Raw genomic sequence first — 20,406 nt, forward strand, 5'->3', positions numbered from 1 at the left:
GATGAAAAAGTCATTTTTTAAATTACCTTTATTATTAGTTTTATTTTATTGGATATTTAATATTGTTTTTGTTATTACTTACAGTGTTGGATTTGATGAGTATTTTTTTATATCATCAGATATGACAACCTATCAGATTAGCAGAAAATTTATTAAGCAAATATTGCTCAATTTCTTTTTACAGTTGCCTAGTTCACTTGTGCTATTTATTACTTCCGTATTGATATTGAACAAATATGCTGTTAATCAAATCAATCAAAAAAATATTGTCAATAGTTTATTTATTGCCATATTAATTACATTAGGCGATATAGTTGGCCGATTGTATTGTTACACCTATATTTATGAGTGTATGCAGTCTGGACGACAATATTTAAATCCCAATATATATTTCTTTTTGCCTAACTATATAACTAATTTTTTAAAGATAGCCATTATAATATTGGTAACTTACCTTTGTATCAAATTGCTTAATAAAAGTTATACGCATAACGACAATGCATTAACTCAAAAAGAGAGCCAACAACTACATTTAGGTTTATTTATAGCACTTTATAACTGCTATTTTCTTACTACATTATTTACGCTAATTTTTTTAGATGAAGATATGTATTACAGTTTTAAAAAAATCATTATTGATATAGTTGGTTTAACTGTATTTTTATCAATTGTGAATTTACTTGGTTATTTTTTGTTAAGACGATGTTTTACTGGCGTAACGGAAACTATCGCTTTTAAAAAGCTCGCTTTTAGTTCAATAGGTATTTTTCTATTAAATTGTTTATTATTGGTTGTATTAGTCATTTTTAGTATTTCATTAATAAATTATTTTGAATATTGTCACAAAATAAGTGACTTAGAAATAATAATGATTTGTTTTATGATGGTAGTCATTTTATTTATTTCAAGCTGTGTATTGGTGAGAATAGCGGTCAAACTACTATTTGATGAAATGAATAAAAATTATCAAAATATTTAAGTCTAAATGTAATTAATTATTTGTTAACTAGCACTGATTTTTATTATTGTGAATGAATTCTAAGAGAGCTTGCTTATGTCAGAATTTAACTCGTCTTTTTCTTCTTTGCTTGAACAACAAAAACAAAAAGTCGCCCTTCAACTTGACCGATGTAATCTGGCTCAAGTGCAAGCTCACCTTGATATTTTGCTGCAGAGTGACTTTTTGGTTGATGCGTTTTGTCGATTCCCTAATTGGTTTGCCGACATAATACAAAATCCACCGCAAGCCGATGAACGGCAATTTTATCAATCTTGGTTAGATGCGCAATTAATAGATGTGACCGATGAAGCTATTTTTATGAAAACGCTTAGGCTGTTTCGGCATTTTATGTTAGTGCGCCTTGAGTGGTCACAATTGGCGAAAATAAGTCATGATGAGCAGATTTTATTGCAATTGACCGAATTGGCCGAGGTGATTATTGTTACAGCTCGTAATTGGCTTTATGAGCTTAGTTGCAAAGAGTGGGGAACACCTTGTAATGATCAAGGTCAGGCTCAGCCACTGTTGATTTTAGGTATGGGCAAATTGGGCGGTGGGGAACTGAACTTTTCGTCCGATATTGATTTGATTTTTACTTATCCAGAGCATGGGCAAACAAAAGGTAGCCGTCGAGAATTAGATAATGCTGTCTTTTTTACTCGATTAGGTCAACGCTTAATTAAAGCGCTCGATCAAATTACTGAAGATGGCTTTGTGTATCGGGTGGATATGCGTTTGCGTCCGCTTGGCGATGGGGGGCCTTTAGTTTTGAGCTTTTCTTCTATGGAAGATTACTATCAAGAGCAAGGTCGAGATTGGGAACGCTATGCTATGGTTAAAGCCAAAGTTCTTGGTGATCAGCATGCTCCTTATGTAGGCGAACTGTATCAAATGTTGAAGCCTTTTGTTTATCGTCGCTATATTGATTTTAGTGTTTTACAATCATTGCGTAATATGAAAAGCATGATTGAACGCGAAGTGCGTCGCCGTGGTTTAAAAAATAACATTAAGCTTGGTGCCGGTGGGATTCGTGAAATAGAGTTTATTGTGCAAGTTTTTCAGCTTATTCGTGGTGGACGAGTAGTGGGATTGCAAACTCGTTCGCTATTAAATGCGCTTAATGTGATTGAACAAGAATCGCTACTTGCACCGAGTGAGGTATCGTTATTACGAGAAAATTACCTATTTTTACGCCGTTGTGAAAACCTTCTACAAGCTATTGCTGACGAACAGACCCAAACCTTGCCAGATAATGCACTGGATCAAGTTCGTTTAGCAACAAGCATGGGCTTTAATCATTGGCATGATTTTGAACAAGCGTTATCAGTACGAATGCAACATAATCGCCAAATTTTTAATGAACTTATTGGCGAAAACGAATCAGAATCTACTTTAACAACCAAGTCTTATAATGATCAATTTGATGATCTTTGGGTGCCAGATCTCCAAATTAGTGATGTCAGCGCAGTGTTACCCAATTATTCAGAAACACAAATCGCACAGATCCATCAAATGCTAATACAATTTCGTGATGATATTGGTAAACGTACAATTGGTGTGCGGGGGCGTGAAATACTCGATCAATTAATGCCACGCTTATTAGAATCTATCTGTAATGAAAAGCAACTAACAATCGTGCTATCAAGAATTTTGCCGTTACTTGTTAATATTGTTAGTCGTACCACTTATTTAGAACTGTTACTTGAATATCCAACCGCTTTGAAGCAATTAATTCGCTTATGTAGTGCTTCACCAATGATTAGTGATCAGCTAGCTCATTATCCTATATTGTTAGATGAGCTTATTGATATCAATTCGCTTTATCAGACTGTTGCCCCAAATGAATATAAAAGTCAGCTTTATCAATATTTATTGCGTATTGAAGTGGATGATGAAGAACAACAACTTGAAGCTTTACGTCAATTTAAACAAATGCAATTACTGCATATTGCCGCAGCCGATGTTGAGCATGTGTTAACTACTATGAAAGTGAGTGATCATCTAACTTATGTAGCCGAAGCTTTATTAGATTTTGTTGTACAAATGGCATGGAATCAAATGATTGCTCGCTATGGTAAGCCTGAGCATTTGGCTGATAATCATAAAGGTTTGGTGGTAATTGGCTATGGTAAATTAGGTGGTTGGGAACTGGGTTATGGTTCGGATCTCGATCTGGTTTTTTTACATGATTGTCCTGTTAATAGCGTCACCGATGGTGACAAGCAGATCGATAGCCGTCAATTTTATTTGCGCCTTGTACAACGTATTATTCATTTATTTAATGTACGCACTAGCTTTGGTATTTTATATGAAGTTGATGTAAGACTTCGCCCTCAAGGTGATGCAGGGCTTCTTGCTTGTAGTTTAGATGCGTTCGAAGATTACCAAAAAAATGAAGCGTGGACATGGGAACATCAAGCTTTAGTACGAGCCAGAGCTGTATATGGTGAAGTCGAATTAATCGATCGTTTTAATCAAATTCGCCATAATGTACTTTGTAAAAAGCGTGATGAAGTTGTATTAAAAAAAGAAGTGCGTGAAATGCGTGAAAAAATGCGCTCACATTTAGGTAGCACTCAAGATAACTCATTCAATTTAAAAATTGATGAGGGTGGAATTGGTGATATTGAATTTTTATCACAATATTTGGTGCTTAATTATGCTTACCAGCATCCTCAAATGACAAAATGGAGTGATAATGTTCGTATTTTAGAGCTAGCAACAAAATATCAAATTATCGATAGTCACGAAGCACAGCAACTAACGCAAGCTTATATTGATATGCGTAATAAAACCCATCAACTTGCGTTGCAATTATTACCAAGTACGGTGGATAGTGTGCAGTTTAAGCAAGAAACAGAAATAGTTAATCAAAGTTGGCAAAAGTGGCTGAAATAATAGTATTAAAAAACGCCGACTAGAACGGCGTTTTTAATATTTCAACTGGCTTAATTATTTAACTTCTTTCCATAAAATCAAATCTTGATCTTCAAGATCTGAACTATCAAAGCCTACTATCGGTTTGATATCTTCACGGTCAAAAGCAATATCGCCACCATTCACGGCAAGATCACCTTTTTGAATTCCTTTGAAATCGAACAAATTGGTATCACAAAGATGGGATAGGGTAATGTTTTGTGTGGCACGGAACATGGTCTCAATTCGACCTGGGAATTTTTTATCCCATTCATTTAGCATCTCTTTAATCACTTGCCTTTGTAAGTTTGGTTGCGAGCCACAAAGGTTACACGGAATTATTGGAAATTGCTTAATTTCGGCATATTTAGCGATGTCCTTTTCTTTACAATAAGCCAGTGGTCGTATAATGATATGTTCGCCCGAATCATTCATTAATTTAGGTGGCATTGCTTTGAGTTTGCCACCATAAAACATGTTTAAAAAGAGCGTTTCTAAAATATCATCACGATGATGTCCAAGGGCTATTTTAGTTGCGCCAAGTTCGGTGGCTGTGCGGTATAAAATACCACGGCGTAGTCGTGAGCAAAGCGAGCAAGTTGTTTTACCTTCAGGAATTTTATCTTTGACAATGCCGTAGGTGTTTTCTTGCACGATTTTATATTCAATGCCTAATGAATTTAGATATTCAGGCAATACATGTTCAGGAAATCCTGGTTGTTTTTGATCTAAATTAACCGCTATTAGATCAAAATTTACTGGCGCACTGATTTTTAAGTTGATAAGAATATCAAGCAAAGTGTAACTATCTTTACCGCCAGACAAGCAAACCATAATACGATCGCCTTCTTCGATCATATTAAAGTCAGCGATTGCCTCGCCAGTTAAGCGACGCAATCGTTTATGTAGTTTATTTTGATTATATGTATTCATCACAATTTTATTGGTTATTCGGCACGGCTCATGTAACGACGTTCAGCAATATGAACTTTGACTTTTTCGTGGTTATCAATATATTCAGGAACCTGAATAACAAGCCCTGTTGATAAGGTGGCAGGCTTAGTTCGTGCGCTTGCTGAAGCGCCTTTAATACTTGGCGAAGTTTCAATAATTTCTAGATCAACGGTTTGTGGTAGTTCTAATGCAATAACTTCATCATCAGCCATTAACACTTGTATTCCATCCATTCCACCTTCAGGAATAAATAAAAGTTCTTCTTCAATTTGTTCTTTTTTGAAGATAAATGGTGTGTAGTCTTCGTTATCCATAAACACGTATTCGTCGCCATCAATATACGAAAAGCTAACAGGACGGCGTGATAGTTCAATGGTATCGAGAATGTCATCGCCCTTAAAGCGTTCTTCCACTTTGCCATCATTTTTGACATCGGTAAAACGCATTTTATAAAGCGTACTAGCGCCCCGTGCGCTTGGGCTTTGCACATCGATGTCTTTAACTAATAATAATTTGCCATTATAAGTGACGGCATCGCCACGTTTTATTTCATTTGCTTTAGCCATAATATTTATTCTTCACAATTAATAAAGAGGTTAAAAAATTAGCTCGCTATTTTACCGCTAACTTGCTATTGTCACCATCAAAATTTATCGGTTATCTCTAAAATAAAAGAAATATTATGGCAGATTTAGTAATATGTCGAAAAAACTGCGGCGCTTGTTGTATTGCTCCTTCAATATCATCACCTATCCCAGGTATGCCTAAAGGGAAGCCAGCAGGTGTGGCTTGTATTCATTTAGATAATAATTATCAATGCAAATTATTTTTGCATCCATCAAGACCAACTGTATGCGGTCATTTAAAACCCTGCATTGAGATGTGTGGCAATAATCAAGCGCAAGCATTGAATTATTTAACTCAATTAGAACAGTTAACTAAAGGCTAGATATTGCTTAAATTTAACAAATCAATTCAATTATTAGAATTATTTATCTCGCACTATATTTTTTTTGATAAACTTCTTCCACTTTATTAGAAAATGATAAATATCAATAATTTTAAGTTCGATTTTTGGTCATTAATTGCTTTATAAACATATCAAATAATTGACTGATTTATTATCAAGCTTAATTCCTTTAGGCAGAAGAAATAATTATGAAAAATAAATTAAAACGAGATTTAAAAGCACGTCATTTAGCAATGATTGCTATTGGCGGCTCAATCGGTACGGGGCTATTTGTTGCATCTGGTGCAACAGTTGCACAGGCAGGTCCTGGGGGAGCTTTACTTTCGTACGCTATTATTGGTGTAATGGTATATTTTTTAATGACTAGTTTGGGTGAACTAGCCGCTTATTTACCTGTTTCAGGCACGTTTGCCACTTATGGCGCACGTTATGTTGATGAAGCCTTTGGTTTTGCAATCGGTTGGAATTATTGGTATAACTGGGCAATTACCGTTGCGGTTGACCTAGTTGCCGCTCAGCTAGTTATCTCTTATTGGTTTGATGCTGGTCCTTATAGCTGGTTATGGAGTTTATTGTTTTTAAGTATCATCTTTTGTTTAAACTATATTTCAGTTAAAGGCTTTGGTGAAGCTGAATTTTGGTTTTCATTAATTAAAGTTGTCACGGTTATAATTTTTATTGTGGTTGGTTTATTAATGATTATTGGCATTTTTCATGGTGCCGAAGGGGCAGGTTGGCAAAATTGGACCATCAAAGAGGCGCCTTTTGCTGGTGGATTTTCAGCAATGATTGGCGTAGCAATGGTGGTTGGATTTTCATTTCAAGGTACCGAATTAATTGGTATTGCCGCGGGTGAATCAAAAGATCCAGAAAAAAACATACCTAAAGCTATGCGGCAAGTATTTTGGCGAATACTGTTATTTTATATTTTTGCGATTTTAGTTATCAGCTTGATCATTCCTTATACAGATCCTAATTTACTACGCAATGATGAAACTGATATTAGTGTTAGTCCATTTACTTTGGTGTTCCAAAATGCAGGATTATTGTCAGCGGCGGCATTTATGAACGCGGTTATTTTAACTTCAGTCTTATCAGCAGGTAACTCAGGACTTTATGCTTCAACGCGTATGCTTTATGCACTTGCCAAAGAAGGTAAAGCGCCTAAAATCTTTGCTAAATTGTCATCTTCGGGCGTGCCACGCGTAGCGTTATTGGCAACAACATTTGTAGCGATGCTTTGTTTTTTAACTTCTATGTACAAAGATCAAGAAGTCTATTTATGGTTACTAAATATGTCAGGCATGACGGGATTTATTGCTTGGCTTGGTATTGCTATCAGCCATTATCGTTTTAGAAAGGGCTATATAATGCAAGGTAATAATGTTAATCAATTACCATATCGTTCAAGTTTTTTTCCATTTGGCCCTATTTTTGCCTTTGTATTATGCTTAATTATTACTCTTGGGCAAAATTACGAAGCTTTTTTACAAGATACCATTGACTGGAATGGCGTAATAGCTACCTATATTGGCATACCACTATTTTTGATGATTTATTTTGGCTACAAAATTGTGAAAAAGACAAAATGGGTTAAATATGAACAGATGGACTTTTCTACAGAAGACTAATTCACTCTTATAGCCTAAATTCCTTATCTTTCCGTCGACTAAAGTCGACGGATTTTTTATTAAAAAAGAGAAAAATAAACCGTTATATAACCTAAACTCGTTTATTTTGATAACGATATTAGCGACTACGGAAGATGATGCGTGCTTTAGATAGATCGTAAGGTGTCATTTCAACAGTAACTTTATCGCCTGTTAAAATACGAATATAGTTTTTTCGCATCTTACCAGAAATATGTGCAGTAACGACATGACCATTTTCAAGTTCAACACGGAACATCGTGTTTGGAAGTGTATCAAGTATGGTACCTTGCATTTCAATGTTATCTTCTTTTGCCATTGGGGCCTCTTAATAATAAATACAAATTAAATATATTTAACTGACTCATCTACCTTAACACGCTTAAGCACACAATAGCAAAACAAGAATGATGCTTTTATACCATCTTATTAGTGTGTTATTCGATGATTTAGCAAAGTTAAATATAAACACAAAAAACCGAATTTAAAATATATAAACACAGCGGCAAAATAATGCCGAAAAAACTGTCAGATGTAAAGTCCTTTCTACTTTTTCGTACCATAAAGCCCTTGTGTATGAATATATTGCCAAACTTTAGGTGGTAGCAAATTTTTACAATTTTGTGCATTGTTGATATTTTGTCTGATTTCTGTAGCCGAAATATCCTCAAGTGGTGTATGTGCCAAATAGATATAACCATTTGGTGAATTATGTAAATCTTTTACATCGTTGGTTTGATGCGTATCAATCCATTGTTGCAGTTTTGTATTATCGGTTTGGGTTGAATAACCAGGTCTTCGACAAATTAGCAAATGACAATAATCAAGTAACGTTTGCCATTTATGCCAAGTTGGCAATCCTAGTAGTGAATCTTGTCCCATAATAAACGCCAGTGGCTTTTGGTTACCATTTTTGCATCGCCATGCTTGTAGGGTTTCAACTGTATAAGATGGGCGAGTTGATGTTTCGGGCAAGATTTCGCTTACATCTAATGCAAATAAAGGCAAATCTTCAATAGCTAATGCCAACATTGCTAAACGTTGCTCAGTATTTGCTTCGGGTTGCGGTTTATGCGGGGGAATATGATTAGGCAACAAACGAATTTGCTTTAAATCAACTTCATTCGCTAATGAAATAGCAGGACGAAGGTGTCCATAATGGATTGGATCAAAAGTTCCACCTAATAACGCAGTTAACATTTATCTAAACCCATAAATTGCATGGATAAACTAAATATAGCATCCCATATTCGCACTTGGTTATCATGCTTTAGACTGATTTCGATTTCAGTCAATTTTGCCAGTGAATTAAACAAGCTTGTCAGATCGCAACGATTTAAATAGCTTGTATAAATTGTTCTTTTATTTTGCCAAACTTTATACTCATCAAAGATTTGCTTGAATGATTTTTGTTGCAAGCCTTTTTTTAAGTTAATTAATAATATTAACTCTCGCTGAATAATCCGCAATAAAATTAAAGGTTCAAATTCATTCATTTTTAATTGCTGCAGAACATGAGTTGCCCGTTTGACTTTATGAGCAACCATTGCATCTATCCAATGATAAGGGGTAAATATAGCCGAATCGTTAATATTGCTTTCAACTTTATCATAAGAAATGTTTTGGTCTGGGTACAACAACTTTAATTGTGCAATAACTTGCGTTAATGCTAGCAAATTTCCTTCATAATAGTAACAAAGTAACTCAATTGCTTTTGGTTCAATGGTTATTTGTTGTTGCTGCAAATAGCTTTTAATCCATTGTGGTAATTGCAAAGTATCGGGTGTGGCACAATTAACGACGACTAATTTATCTGATAGCGTTTTATACCAAGTTGCGTTTTCTTGTGATTTTGTAATTTTATTAAGTGTAATTATCAGCGCAATATCTGGTGTTAAAATCTCACTTAACGTATTAAGTTTGGTACTAATACCTGCATTTAGTGCACCATCACCAAAATCAAGCAAAATCAATGTATTGTTAGAAAACAGATTCATTGCTTGGCAGCTATCTAAAATGGCTGTCCAGTCAGTTTGATTATCAACCACAAACGTCAGTTGCTCATCAAAGCCAGCATGAGTAAAGGCTTTTCGTAACTCAGTTTGGACGTAATTTTGTAAATAAGGATCACTACCTAAAATTAAATAATAGGGCGATCCTAATTTATGGCTAATTTGATCCGCATTAATTTTAATCATGACAACGTTAATTTACTGCATCAATTGATTTTAATTTACGAATAATTTGCTTAGCCGCTTGTTTAAACATCTCATTTTCGATTGAATTTTGTTCAACTGTTTTTGCTAATGCTTCAGCAGGATTATCAAAAAACGTTCTAAAAATGCGTACATTTATTGGATAAGTCTGTTGACCTGCAATAATAACTTGTGCTTCAACCGTTAATACTAATTGATATTCGGCTGCTTTACCATCTTGATAAATCGAGATAGTGTTACGGCTTAGGTTTTCGCTTAACATCCTTAACGATGGTATTTTTTCAGTTGCGTTATTCGTTAGTGTAACTTTGTTATCATGTAATATCTCTTTCATTTCACGAGATAGGCGTCCATAAGGATCATAACTTACATAAGACATCGTCTTAAAACGCGCAGGAACTTCTGCCTCATGCTGTAAATGAAATCCACATCCTGTTAAGGATATTGCCAATAACATCAATAAAGCTAAATACTTTTTCATATCTATAACCGCCTAAATTTAGTTATCAAACAATATTAACCAACAACCAGATTTAATAGCTTGCCTGGAACGTAAATTACTTTACGGATAACAACATCGCTCAAGTATTTTTGAATATTCGCCTCTTGTTTTGCTTGTGACATAACAAAATCTTGATCCGCATTCGCAGGCACTGTAAATTTGCCACGGACTTTACCGTTAATTTGTACAACAATGAGTTTTTCATCCTCGATCATCGCTGCCTCATCAGCAACAGGCCAAGAGGTATCATCAATCGATTCGTTATGACCTAAAGCTTGCCACATCACAAAACAAGCGTGCGGCATTATTGGGTAAAGCAAGCGAACAATTGCATTTAATGCCTCGTTCATTAGGGCGCGATCTTGCTCGGTTTCTTGTGGTGCTTTTTGTAAGCGGTTCATAAACTCCATGACAGCGGCAATAGCGGTATTAAACGTTTGGCGACGACCAATATCATCACTTACTTTCGCAATCGTTTTATGTAATTCACGGCGTAACGCTTTTTGTTCACTAACCAAAGTTGTAACATTGAGTTTAGTCGTTTGACCTTTTTGCGCATGTTCATACACTAAACGCCACACACGTTTAATAAATCGGTTAGCACCCTCAACGCCAGATTCTTGCCATTCTAGTGTCATCTCAGCAGGAGATGCAAACATCATAAATAATCGAACGGTATCGGCACCATATTTTTCAACCATTTCTTGCGGATCAATACCATTATTTTTGGATTTTGACATCTTTGTCATACCAGCATGAACTAGCTCATTGCCATGACTATCGACAGCTTTAGCTATTCGACCTTTGTCATCGCGTTCAATGGTAACTTCAGTTGGTGACACCCAAATACGCTCATTGGTTGGGCTGGTGTAATAAAATGCATCGGCTAACACCATACCTTGGCATAGTAAACGTTTTGCTGGTTCGTCTGCCGATACCAAACCAAAATCACGCATTAATTTATGGAAAAACCTAAAATAAAGTAAATGCATAATGGCATGTTCAATACCACCAACATACTGGTCAACAGGTAACCAATAGTTTGCTGCTTTTTCATCTAGCATACCTTTATCATAATTTGGACAAGTGTAACGGGCATAATACCAAGATGACTCCATAAAGGTATCAAAAGTATCCGTTTCACGCAAAGCAGGTTGACCGTTCACGGTTGTTTTTGCCCAATTAGGATCAGCTTTAATTGGACTTGTTATGCCGTTCATTTCAACATCTTCTGGCAAAATAACTGGCAACTGATCTTCTGGTGTTGGCATAGTTGTGCCATCTTCAAGCGTTACCATTGGAATTGGCGCACCCCAATAACGCTGACGTGAAACGCCCCAATCGCGTAAACGGTAATTTACTTTACGCTGGCCAATACCTAGTGCAATTAATTTATCGGCAACGGCATTAAAGGCCTGCTCAAAATCAAGGCCGTCAAATTCGCCGGAATTAAATAATTTTCCGTGTTCAGTATAAGCTTGCTGTGAAAGATCGGGCGCATTACCGTCTTGTGTTAAAATAACAGGATTAATTGGTAAGTTATATTTTGAAGCAAATTCATAATCACGCTCATCATGCCCCGGCACTGCCATTACTGCACCTGTGCCATATTCAATTAACACAAAGTTAGCGATCCAAACAGGCACCTTTTTATTTGTTAAAGGGTGAATTGCATAAAATCCTGTCGCAATACCTTTCTTTTCCATCGTTGCCATATCCGCTTCGGCGGTTTTGGTATTTTTACATTCGGCAACGAATTCGGCAATTTTAGGATCGTTTTTTGCGGCTAATTGTGCAAGAGGGTGCTCTGCGGCAACTGACACAAAGCTAACGCCCATTAATGTATCAGGGCGAGTGGTATAGACGCGTAACTTATCAGCATAATTTTCAACAGCAAAATCAAACTCAACGCCTTCAGAACGCCCAATCCAGTTACGTTGCATGGTTTTAACTTGTTCAGGCCAGCTTTCTAATGTATCTAAATCGTTCAGCAATTCTTCGGCATAATCTGTAATTTTAATAAACCATTGAGGGATCTCTTTGCGCTCAACTGGCGTGCTACAACGCCAACAGCAACCTTCAACGACTTGTTCGTTAGCAAGAACCGTTTGGTCGTTAGGACACCAGTTAACGGCAGAGGTTTTTTTATACACTAAGCCCTTTTCATACAACTTAGTAAAGAACCACTGTTCCCATTTATAATATTCTGGGCGACACGTTGTCACTTCACGATCCCAATCATAACCAAAACCTAACAGTTGTAATTGCTTTTTCATATAAGCAATATTTTCATAGGTCCATTTTGCAGGTGCAGTATTGTTTTTAACTGCAGCACCTTCAGCCGGCAAACCAAACGCATCCCAACCAATTGGTTGCAGTACATTTTTACCATTTAAACGCTGATAACGTGAAATGGTATCGCCGATAGTATAGTTACGCACATGACCAAGATGCAAACGCCCAGAAGGGTAAGGCAGCATCGATAAGCAGTAATATTTTTCTTTTGATGGATCTTCAGTAACGTGAAAGGTTTTATTTTCTTGCCAGTGTTTTTGTACAGTGGCTTCAATTTCATCTGGGCGGTATTGTTCTTGCATGACGAGTTAATGTCCTATCTATTATTGCTAATAAAAATATGCTGCTAATTGTATTGTTTATTGACACGTTTTACAAACGATATGTGAATCACAATATTGATTTCTTGCCATAATTAATTTAAATAAACACAACCAATTTCAGGTATAAAAATTGTCAGTTATCAAGTAACATTGGTTGTTGATATTGAATCAATAAAAAAATAATAAGGGATTAAGTTGAAAAATAAAAAGAAACGTAACAAAAATAATTGCTATTTAATCAAACGTAAATAGCAATTAATGTTATGTAGAATAATGATTGGAGTCTAAATTTAAAACAGTCTAACCGCCATTAAAAACACTAGTAAAGCGTGATAAAAATGATTTTTGTTCTTGTTTTGGCATGTTCTCAATATTGGCTTGAATTAGCTGATCGACTTTTTGTGTTTCGTTAACTAAACCTAACTGGTTATAAGCATTACGCATTAACAGCAATGCCTCTTTAGTTGAATCGGTATCAGGAAACATCGATAGCATGTCAGTGACACGATTAATTACCGCTACATAGGCACCACGTTTAGTATAAAACTGAGCTATTTTTAACTGATAGCGCGCTAACCTGTTTTTCAAAAATACAAGGCGTTTTTGCGCATCGGCCGTATATTGACTGCTTGGAAAACTTGATACTAAATAAGTAAAATCTTTAAATGCAGCAGCTGCATAATCAGCATCGCGGTCTGAACGATCAACGTTAAACCAACCTTGAATCATGTTATCATCTTGCGCCATATTTGAAATACCACGCATATAAATAACCCAATCAATATTTTGATGTGTTGGATTCAACTTTAAAAAACGGTCAATTGATGCAATCGCTAATGGTAAATCGGCTGACTTATAATAAGCATAAATCAAATCAAGTTGTACTTGTTGTGAATAAGGACCAAATGGATAGTTCTTGTCCATAGCCTCTAATACAGCAATACTGGATTTAATATTCCCATTTTCAAGATCTGATTTTGCTTTATTATAAAGCTCTATTTCCGGTACATTTTCAACATCGGGTTTGGAAGACGTACAGCCAATTAGCAAGCCACTTAAAACAATTGCTAACAAAGAGTGTAAACGTAATTTCATTCAGTTTTCAATCCAAATATAATTAAACATTAAAGGCGATGATTGGTATATAATACTCTAAAACATAACAGCTTAAAATAGATAAATTACACATGCATAAGTTAAAATTATCAACCGAAATTGAACAAACCCAATTAGGGATGCGCTTAGATCAAGCTTTATCGGCGCTTTTTCCTGATTATTCACGATCAAGAATAAAAGATTGGATTGTTAATAATAAAGTCATTGTTAATGATGTTATTGTCAACAAACCTAAAGAAAGAGTATTAGGTGGTGAAAAAATCACAATCAATGCTGAAATTGAAGAAGAAACTTATCACCAACCCGAAGATATAAAGCTTGATATTGTTTACGAGGATGATGACATTTTAGTGATTAATAAACCTCGTGATTTAGTTGTGCATCCTGGTGCTGGTAATCCTGATGGCACGGTATTAAATGCCTTATTGCATTATTATCCTGACATAGCACGCGTGCCGCGAGCAGGTATTGTTCATCGACTCGATAAAGACACCACAGGCTTAATGGTTGTTGCCAAAACCATTAATGCTCAGACCCATTTAGTTGATGCGCTTCAACATCGTGAAATTACACGGGAATATGAAGCTGTCGCCATGGGCATTATCACTGCAGGAGGCACGGTTGATCAACCAATCACCCGTCACCCAACCAAACGCACTCATATGGCGGTATTTCCGACAGGAAAACCTGCTGTAACACATTACAGAGTGATGGAAAAGTACCGCCTACATACTCGCTTGCGCTTGCGCTTAGAAACGGGTCGAACTCACCAAATTCGTGTACATATGGCGCATATTGCTCACCCATTAATTGGCGATCCACTTTATGGTGGACGCCCAAGGCCTCCTAAAGGTGCAAGCGAATCGTTTATTCAAACCTTACGCGATTTTGATCGCCAAGCATTGCATGCCACCATGTTACGTTTGTATCACCCTATTACAGGCGAACTTATGCAATGGAACGCACCAATACCGCAAGATATGCAAACGCTAATTCAAGCCTTGCAAGAAGATACCGAACAACACAAAGACGAACTAGATTGGTAACCAACATGATAAAATCGATTTACCCATATTGGACAGCTCCGAAGAACGTCCATGCCTTGACCACAACACGAATAGGCGGTGTTAGCATGACACCATTTACAAGCTTAAATATGGGAAGTCGAATAGACGATAATTTAATGCATGTAGCCCAAAATCGCCAACGTGTTATACAGGCAGAACAAATACCAAGTGAACCTTATTGGTTAACACAAACCCACAGCACCATAGTGTTAGACATATCGCAAAATCCTTTAAAAACGGCAACAGGTAACATTCCTAACCAAACGGCAGAAGCCGACGGATCGTATACTAATCAACCCAAACAAGTGAGCGTTGTACTTACAGCCGATTGCCTGCCTGTCTTATTTTGTACAACCGAAGGTGACGAAGTTGCGGCAGCGCATGCAGGATGGCGAGGATTATGTAACGGAATATTGGAAGAAACCGTCAAAAAATTTGCCTCGTCACCGTCAAATATCATTGCATGGCTTGGGCCAGCAATCAGTGCCAAAAAGTTCGAAGTTGGTATTGAAGTTAAGGAACAATTTGAAAACATTGACCGCAACGCAAAAACTGCCTTTAAATTAATTAACCCTATAGAACAAAAATACCTAGCCGATCTTTACTTAATTGCGAAACAACGCTTACAAGCAATGGGGATAACTAAGATTTTTGGCGGTGATTTTTGTACTTATACCGAACAAGACACGTTTTTTTCATACCGTCGAGAAAATAAGACCGGTAGAATGGCATCAATGATTTGGTTCGAATAAAAATTAATTTTGTTAATCTTACCTATTAAGTATTAACGATATTTTTTGTTTTTTAAAGTATTGGATTTTTATTCTATATTGGCAAACTTATGGCTTTGCACACTCAAAAACCATTTATTATCCAGTCGATTTTGGTTGATTTTTCCTAACAACTTTATCGTTTCAAACATATTAAACGCACCATCTTTTTCACAAGGCGATAGATAATAGTGTTTGGCTTGAATATGAGTTTCGATATATTGGCAAAAATCGATAAAATCGGGGTGATTTTCGGCAACAATGCGCACCTCATTGGCGGAAGGTTGGGGTATTTTTTGGTAGCGTGATTGGTAGCAAAATTTAGGGCTAATTGCAATGTAATCAACTAACGGATCGACCTTACCAAGCCCATTACTTTCAATGGCGATAAAATACCCCGCTTTTTTAAGTGACAAAAGCAATTCAGGTAACGCTTTAACCATGGTTGGCTCGCCACCGGTAATTATGATATTTTTAGTTTTATATTTGCTCACTTTGCCAAGCAGTTCCGCCAACGAAAAGCGAGTAAACTGACGAAAATTAGTATCACACCAAGTACAATTCAAATTGCACCCAGCAAAACGGATAAAAACCGCAGGCATGCCAGTATTATAACCTTCGCCCTGTAAAGATTCGAAGATTTCAACAATACGAAACTCAACCATATTAACTCCGACGATATTCGCAATACGAGGTGGGGGTTTCCCACAATTTGATCATCGAAACAGGCAAATATTGCGACAGATGATCGAAAATAAACTGACTCATCCCTTCGGCCGTTGTTCGGCAAGGAAAGGCAAAAATCTTGCGATCCATTTCTTGCAGTAAAGACGCAATACGGCACTCATTAGGATTATTTTGATTATAAAGATAAGCATGGTCGAGAGAATCAACAATATACTGTTTAACGATTTGCTTTAAATCGGCATAATCCATGACCATATCTTGGCTTGAACCGCTATCAATAAGATCACCGCTGACTTCGACTAATAAACGGTAAGTATGACCGTGCAGATTGTGACATTTCTTATTATGCCCGTCTAACATATGACAAGCATCAAATTGAAATTCTTTGGCTATTTTGAACATGTTGTATTCCTAGTTTTTTTGCGTGGGATGGGTTACGAACCACGGTTAGATAATCTAACAAAATAAAAAGGGAGCGCTACTATAATCGATAAACGGCAATTTGTCATTTTCACTGGTTAATTAAATGATATTTATTGACTATAATTATTCTTACTACCACCTTTATTTTAGCATTGATTAAGCCTAAACTAGTAAATGATTTTGTTGTACAAATTTTATAAAAATATTCTTCACCCGATCTTGAAAATTATTCTTCCACACTCATTTAGTGATCAATGCAAATGGTATAAATGTATTAAGCATTTACACCAAATCTATTGCTCAGGAGATTAAACTATGAGGTTAGATAAACTTACCAACAAATTTCAACAAGCTTTAGCTGATGCACAATCGCTAGCATTAGGTAAAGACAATCAATATATCGAGCCAGTGCATGTCCTAACAGCCATGCTCAACCAAGAAGGTAGCAGCGTTGCGCCATTATTGAATGCAGCGGGCGCTAATGCGGCTATTTTACAGCAAGAACTAACACAAGCGATTGACCGATTACCACAAGTTCAAGGTGTCGGGGCTGATGTATTGCCATCACAAGAATTTATTCGTGTCTTAAATTTGTGTGACAAATTAGCGCAAAAAAATGGCGATAGCTATATCTCGTCAGAACTCTTTATACTTGCCGCTTTAGAAGACAAAGGCAGCCTAGGCGATATCCTTAAAAAATCAGGCATCAATAAAGACAAATTTAGCCAAGCAGTCAACCAAGTAAGAGGGAGCGATAACGTGAACGATCCTAATGCCGAAGATCAACGAGGCGCACTTAAAAAATACACCATTGACTTAACTGAACGTGCAGAGCAAGGTAAGTTAGATCCTGTAATTGGTCGTGATGAAGAAATTCGTCGTACCATTCAAGTATTACAACGCCGAACCAAAAACAACCCTGTACTTATTGGTGAACCGGGTGTAGGTAAAACCGCCATTGTTGAAGGGCTTGCGCAACGCATTGTCAACCGCGAAGTGCCCGAAGGTTTGCGTAACAAACGTGTTTTATCGTTAGACATGGGCGCATTAATTGCGGGTGCAAAATACCGTGGTGAATTTGAAGAACGCTTAAAAGCGGTACTTAAAGATTTAGCCAAAGAAGAAGGGCGCATCATCCTATTTATTGACGAAATCCACACCATGGTCGGTGCAGGTAAAAGCGACGGCGCAATGGATGCAGGTAACATGTTAAAGCCAGCATTAGCGCGTGGTGAATTACACTGCGTTGGGGCAACCACACTTGACGAATATCGCCAATATATTGAAAAAGATCCTGCGTTAGAACGTCGCTTTCAAAAAGTCTACGTTGCTGAACCAACAGTAGAAGACACGATTGCTATTTTACGCGGATTAAAAGAACGCTACGAATTGCACCACCATGTACAAATTACCGATCCTGCGATCGTAGCGGCGGCAACTTTGTCGCATCGATATATCTCAGATCGTATGCTACCAGATAAAGCGATAGACCTTATTGACGAAGCCGCATCAAGCATTCGTATGCAAATGGACTCTAAACCTGAATCTTTAGATCGCCTTGAAAGACGTATCATCCAACTCAAATTGGAACAACAAGCACTCAAAAAAGAATCAGATGAAGCCAGTAAAAAACGTCTTGAAATGTTAAATGAAGAGCTTACAGAAAAGGAAAAACAGTACGCATCGCTCGAAGAAGAATGGAAATCTGAAAAGGCTGCTGTTTCAGGTACTCAAAACATTAAAGCCGAATTAGAAAAAGCACGCACTGAAATAGAACAAGCGCGCCGAGCAGGCGATCTCAGTAAAATGTCCGAATTACAATACGGCAAAATACCAGAGCTTGAAAAGAAACTCGCCTCGGCAACGCAGTTAGAAGGCAAAACCATAAAGTTATTGCGTAACAAAGTGACCGATAACGAAATTGCCGAAGTGCTATCAAAAGCAACAGGCATTCCGGTTTCAAGAATGCTTGAAAGCGAAAAAGAAAAATTATTACATATGGAAGATGCGCTACACAAACGTGTTATAGGGCAACAAGAAGCGGTTATTGCGGTTGCCAATGCGATTCGACGTAGCCGTGCAGGGCTATCAGACCCGAACAAACCGATTGGATCATTCCTATTTTTAGGACCAACGGGTGTGGGTAAAACCGAACTATGCAAATCGCTTGCTAACTTCATGTTTGACAGCGAAGACGCCATGGTGCGTATTGATATGTCTGAATTTATGGAAAAACACTCAGTTGCACGTTTAATCGGTGCGCCTCCGGGTTATGTGGGTTATGAAGAAGGGGGTTACTTAACCGAAGCGGTAAGACGTCGTCCTTATTCGGTCGTTTTACTTGACGAAGTTGAAAAAGCGCACCCTGATGTGTTTAATATCCTACTACAGGTGTTAGACGACGGACGCTTAACCGACGGGCAAGGTCGCACCGTTGATTTTCGTAACACAGTTATCATCATGACATCAAACCTAGGATCTGACCTAATTCAAGGTCAAGTTGATCTAAGTTATAACGAAATGAAAGCATTGGTTATGACCGTTGTAGCTAAACACTTTAGACCAGAATTTATCAATCGAATTGATGAAACTGTCGTATTCCACCCACTTGGACAAGAAAACATCAAAGCGATTGCCAAAATTCAATTAGCACACGTTGAAAAACGTTTAGATGAACGTGGTTACCAAATGGATATTTCAGATGCGGCGTTAGAACATCTTGCCAAAGTGGGCTTTGACCCAATTTATGGTGCAAGACCACTAAAACGCGCAATACAACAAGAGATCGAAAATCCATTAGCACAACAAATATTGTCAGGCAAATTAATTCCAGGTAAAGCCATCCATCTGGATTTAGTGGGCGACAATATCGAAGCGAAACAGCAATAACACACCAAAACAACAAACCGACCTAAATGGTTGGTTTCAGATTGATGACAAACCTCGATATAATTCGGGGTTTATTTTTTATGTATTAGCTCAAACTTGATCTGACAGACACATATTGCTCATCGGCTTTCATTTTAACAAAATGCGTGTCCGATGAGCAAAATAAATTCTCCAATTGCTTTTCCTTAACCAAGCCCTTTGCATCATTCCATGTTTGCCATGGTGTCTTCCCATAACAATATTTTCCTGAATGCGTTCTTTCTCGATTGTAAAATTCAAGCCATTGCTCAATATCGTTTTGTATTTCACTCAATTGCGTGTAAATCTTACGCCGAAATAAAATATCATAACATTCTGTTTTCATCGTCTTATGGAATCGCTCACAAATACCGTTAGTTTGTGGGCTGTAGGCTTTGGTCTTGGTGTGTTCAATATCTTCTAGATTAAGATAAAGCTCATAAGCATGGCTCTCCTTATGGCCATTATATTCCGTCCCTCGGTCGGTAAGAATGCGTAACAGCGGCACTTGTTCGCTGTCAAAGAAAGGAAGGACTTTATCATTGAGCATATCGGCAGCAATCAGACTGTTTTTCTCGGTATAGACTTTAGCAAAAGCGAGTCTGGAATAG

Annotated in this window: 18 protein-coding genes and 1 riboswitch; of the genes, 7 read left to right on the forward strand and 11 right to left on the reverse strand. The window is 37.1% G+C overall.

Translation table 11 applies throughout. From position 1 onward, the window contains the following. Nucleotide 1 precedes the first annotated feature (1 nt). Nucleotides 2-979, forward strand: coding sequence for a hypothetical protein (locus A9G35_RS02635; RefSeq protein WP_065635554.1), 978 nt, complete (start codon nucleotides 2-4; stop codon nucleotides 977-979). A 75-nt stretch (nucleotides 980-1,054) separates the two neighbouring features. Beyond that, the gene (glnE, locus tag A9G35_RS02640) at nucleotides 1,055-3,898 is read left to right on the forward strand and encodes a bifunctional [glutamate--ammonia ligase]-adenylyl-L-tyrosine phosphorylase/[glutamate--ammonia-ligase] adenylyltransferase (RefSeq protein WP_065635555.1); all 2,844 of its coding nucleotides are present in this window, start codon (nucleotides 1,055-1,057) and stop codon (nucleotides 3,896-3,898) included. Nucleotides 3,899-3,952: 54 nt separating this feature from the next. On the opposite strand, the gene ttcA is transcribed toward glnE, so the two are convergent. Both ttcA and efpL read right to left on the reverse strand, forming a co-directional pair. After that, nucleotides 3,953-4,849, reverse strand: coding sequence for a tRNA 2-thiocytidine(32) synthetase TtcA (gene ttcA, locus A9G35_RS02645; RefSeq protein WP_065635556.1), 897 nt, complete (start codon nucleotides 4,847-4,849; stop codon nucleotides 3,953-3,955). A gap of 14 nt (nucleotides 4,850-4,863) precedes the next feature. Continuing rightward, on the reverse strand, nucleotides 4,864-5,436 hold the full coding sequence (gene efpL / locus A9G35_RS02650; RefSeq protein WP_065635557.1) for an elongation factor P-like protein EfpL: 573 nt from the start codon (nucleotides 5,434-5,436) through the stop codon (nucleotides 4,864-4,866). Between the two features lie 116 nt (nucleotides 5,437-5,552). Here efpL and A9G35_RS02655 point away from each other — a divergent pair, with 116 nt between their 5' ends. After that, nucleotides 5,553-5,819 (forward strand): YkgJ family cysteine cluster protein, encoded by a 267-nt coding sequence (locus tag A9G35_RS02655; RefSeq protein ID WP_065635558.1) that lies wholly within the window; start codon nucleotides 5,553-5,555, stop codon nucleotides 5,817-5,819. Between the two features lie 209 nt (nucleotides 5,820-6,028). Next, a complete protein-coding gene (locus A9G35_RS02660; protein WP_065635559.1) occupies nucleotides 6,029-7,471 on the forward strand; it encodes an amino acid permease in 1,443 nt (480 codons plus the stop codon). Nucleotides 7,472-7,589: 118 nt separating this feature from the next. On the opposite strand, the gene infA is transcribed toward A9G35_RS02660, so the two are convergent. The 6 genes from infA to bamD all read right to left on the reverse strand — a co-directional run bounded on the left by infA (nucleotide 7,590) and on the right by bamD (nucleotide 13,920). Then, nucleotides 7,590-7,808 carry a translation initiation factor IF-1 gene (gene infA, locus A9G35_RS02665; RefSeq protein WP_025315083.1) on the reverse strand — a complete coding sequence of 73 codons (219 nt, stop codon included), beginning with the start codon at nucleotides 7,806-7,808 and terminating at the stop codon, nucleotides 7,590-7,592. A 227-nt stretch (nucleotides 7,809-8,035) separates the two neighbouring features. Then, nucleotides 8,036-8,689, reverse strand: a complete 654-nt coding sequence (gene nadD, locus A9G35_RS02670) for a nicotinate-nucleotide adenylyltransferase (protein ID WP_065635560.1) — start codon at nucleotides 8,687-8,689, stop codon at nucleotides 8,036-8,038. Then, nucleotides 8,683-9,687 (reverse strand): DNA polymerase III subunit delta, encoded by a 1,005-nt coding sequence (gene holA / locus A9G35_RS02675; protein WP_065635561.1) that lies wholly within the window; start codon nucleotides 9,685-9,687, stop codon nucleotides 8,683-8,685. The genes nadD and holA overlap by 7 nt, the downstream gene beginning before the upstream one ends. Before the next feature lie 7 nt (nucleotides 9,688-9,694). Beyond that, on the reverse strand, nucleotides 9,695-10,186 hold the full coding sequence (lptE, locus tag A9G35_RS02680; RefSeq protein ID WP_065635562.1) for an LPS assembly lipoprotein LptE: 492 nt from the start codon (nucleotides 10,184-10,186) through the stop codon (nucleotides 9,695-9,697). A 35-nt stretch (nucleotides 10,187-10,221) separates the two neighbouring features. Continuing rightward, complete coding sequence (gene leuS, locus A9G35_RS02685; protein WP_065635563.1) at nucleotides 10,222-12,804, reverse strand: leucine--tRNA ligase; 2,583 nt, start codon at nucleotides 12,802-12,804, stop codon at nucleotides 10,222-10,224. Between the two features lie 321 nt (nucleotides 12,805-13,125). Next, nucleotides 13,126-13,920 carry an outer membrane protein assembly factor BamD gene (gene bamD, locus A9G35_RS02690; RefSeq protein WP_065635564.1) on the reverse strand — a complete coding sequence of 265 codons (795 nt, stop codon included), beginning with the start codon at nucleotides 13,918-13,920 and terminating at the stop codon, nucleotides 13,126-13,128. A gap of 92 nt (nucleotides 13,921-14,012) precedes the next feature. Here bamD and rluD point away from each other — a divergent pair, with 92 nt between their 5' ends. After that, nucleotides 14,013-14,987, forward strand: coding sequence for a 23S rRNA pseudouridine(1911/1915/1917) synthase RluD (gene rluD / locus A9G35_RS02695; RefSeq protein ID WP_065635565.1), 975 nt, complete (start codon nucleotides 14,013-14,015; stop codon nucleotides 14,985-14,987). A gap of 5 nt (nucleotides 14,988-14,992) precedes the next feature. Next, entirely contained in the window at nucleotides 14,993-15,760 is a 768-nt protein-coding gene (gene pgeF / locus A9G35_RS02700) for a peptidoglycan editing factor PgeF (RefSeq protein ID WP_065635566.1), read from the forward strand. A gap of 68 nt (nucleotides 15,761-15,828) precedes the next feature. On the opposite strand, the gene A9G35_RS02705 is transcribed toward pgeF, so the two are convergent. Continuing rightward, entirely contained in the window at nucleotides 15,829-16,443 is a 615-nt protein-coding gene (locus A9G35_RS02705; protein WP_065635567.1) for a 7-carboxy-7-deazaguanine synthase QueE, read from the reverse strand. A 1-nt stretch (nucleotide 16,444) separates the two neighbouring features. After that, nucleotides 16,445-16,867 carry a 6-carboxytetrahydropterin synthase QueD gene (gene queD / locus A9G35_RS02710; RefSeq protein ID WP_065635568.1) on the reverse strand — a complete coding sequence of 141 codons (423 nt, stop codon included), beginning with the start codon at nucleotides 16,865-16,867 and terminating at the stop codon, nucleotides 16,445-16,447. A gap of 3 nt (nucleotides 16,868-16,870) precedes the next feature. Next, nucleotides 16,871-16,916: riboswitch (PreQ1 riboswitch) on the reverse strand. Nucleotides 16,917-17,203: 287 nt separating this feature from the next. Here queD and clpB point away from each other — a divergent pair. After that, complete coding sequence (gene clpB / locus A9G35_RS02715; RefSeq protein WP_065635569.1) at nucleotides 17,204-19,777, forward strand: ATP-dependent chaperone ClpB; 2,574 nt, start codon at nucleotides 17,204-17,206, stop codon at nucleotides 19,775-19,777. An 85-nt stretch (nucleotides 19,778-19,862) separates the two neighbouring features. On the opposite strand, the gene A9G35_RS02720 is transcribed toward clpB, so the two are convergent. Continuing rightward, a partial coding sequence (locus A9G35_RS02720) for an integrase core domain-containing protein (RefSeq protein ID WP_141673745.1) occupies nucleotides 19,863-20,406 on the reverse strand: 544 nt, incomplete at its 5' end.

Source organism: Gilliamella sp. Choc5-1 (assembly GCF_001690595.1).
In the GTDB taxonomy this organism is placed as follows: domain Bacteria; phylum Pseudomonadota; class Gammaproteobacteria; order Enterobacterales; family Orbaceae; genus Gilliamella; species Gilliamella apicola_M.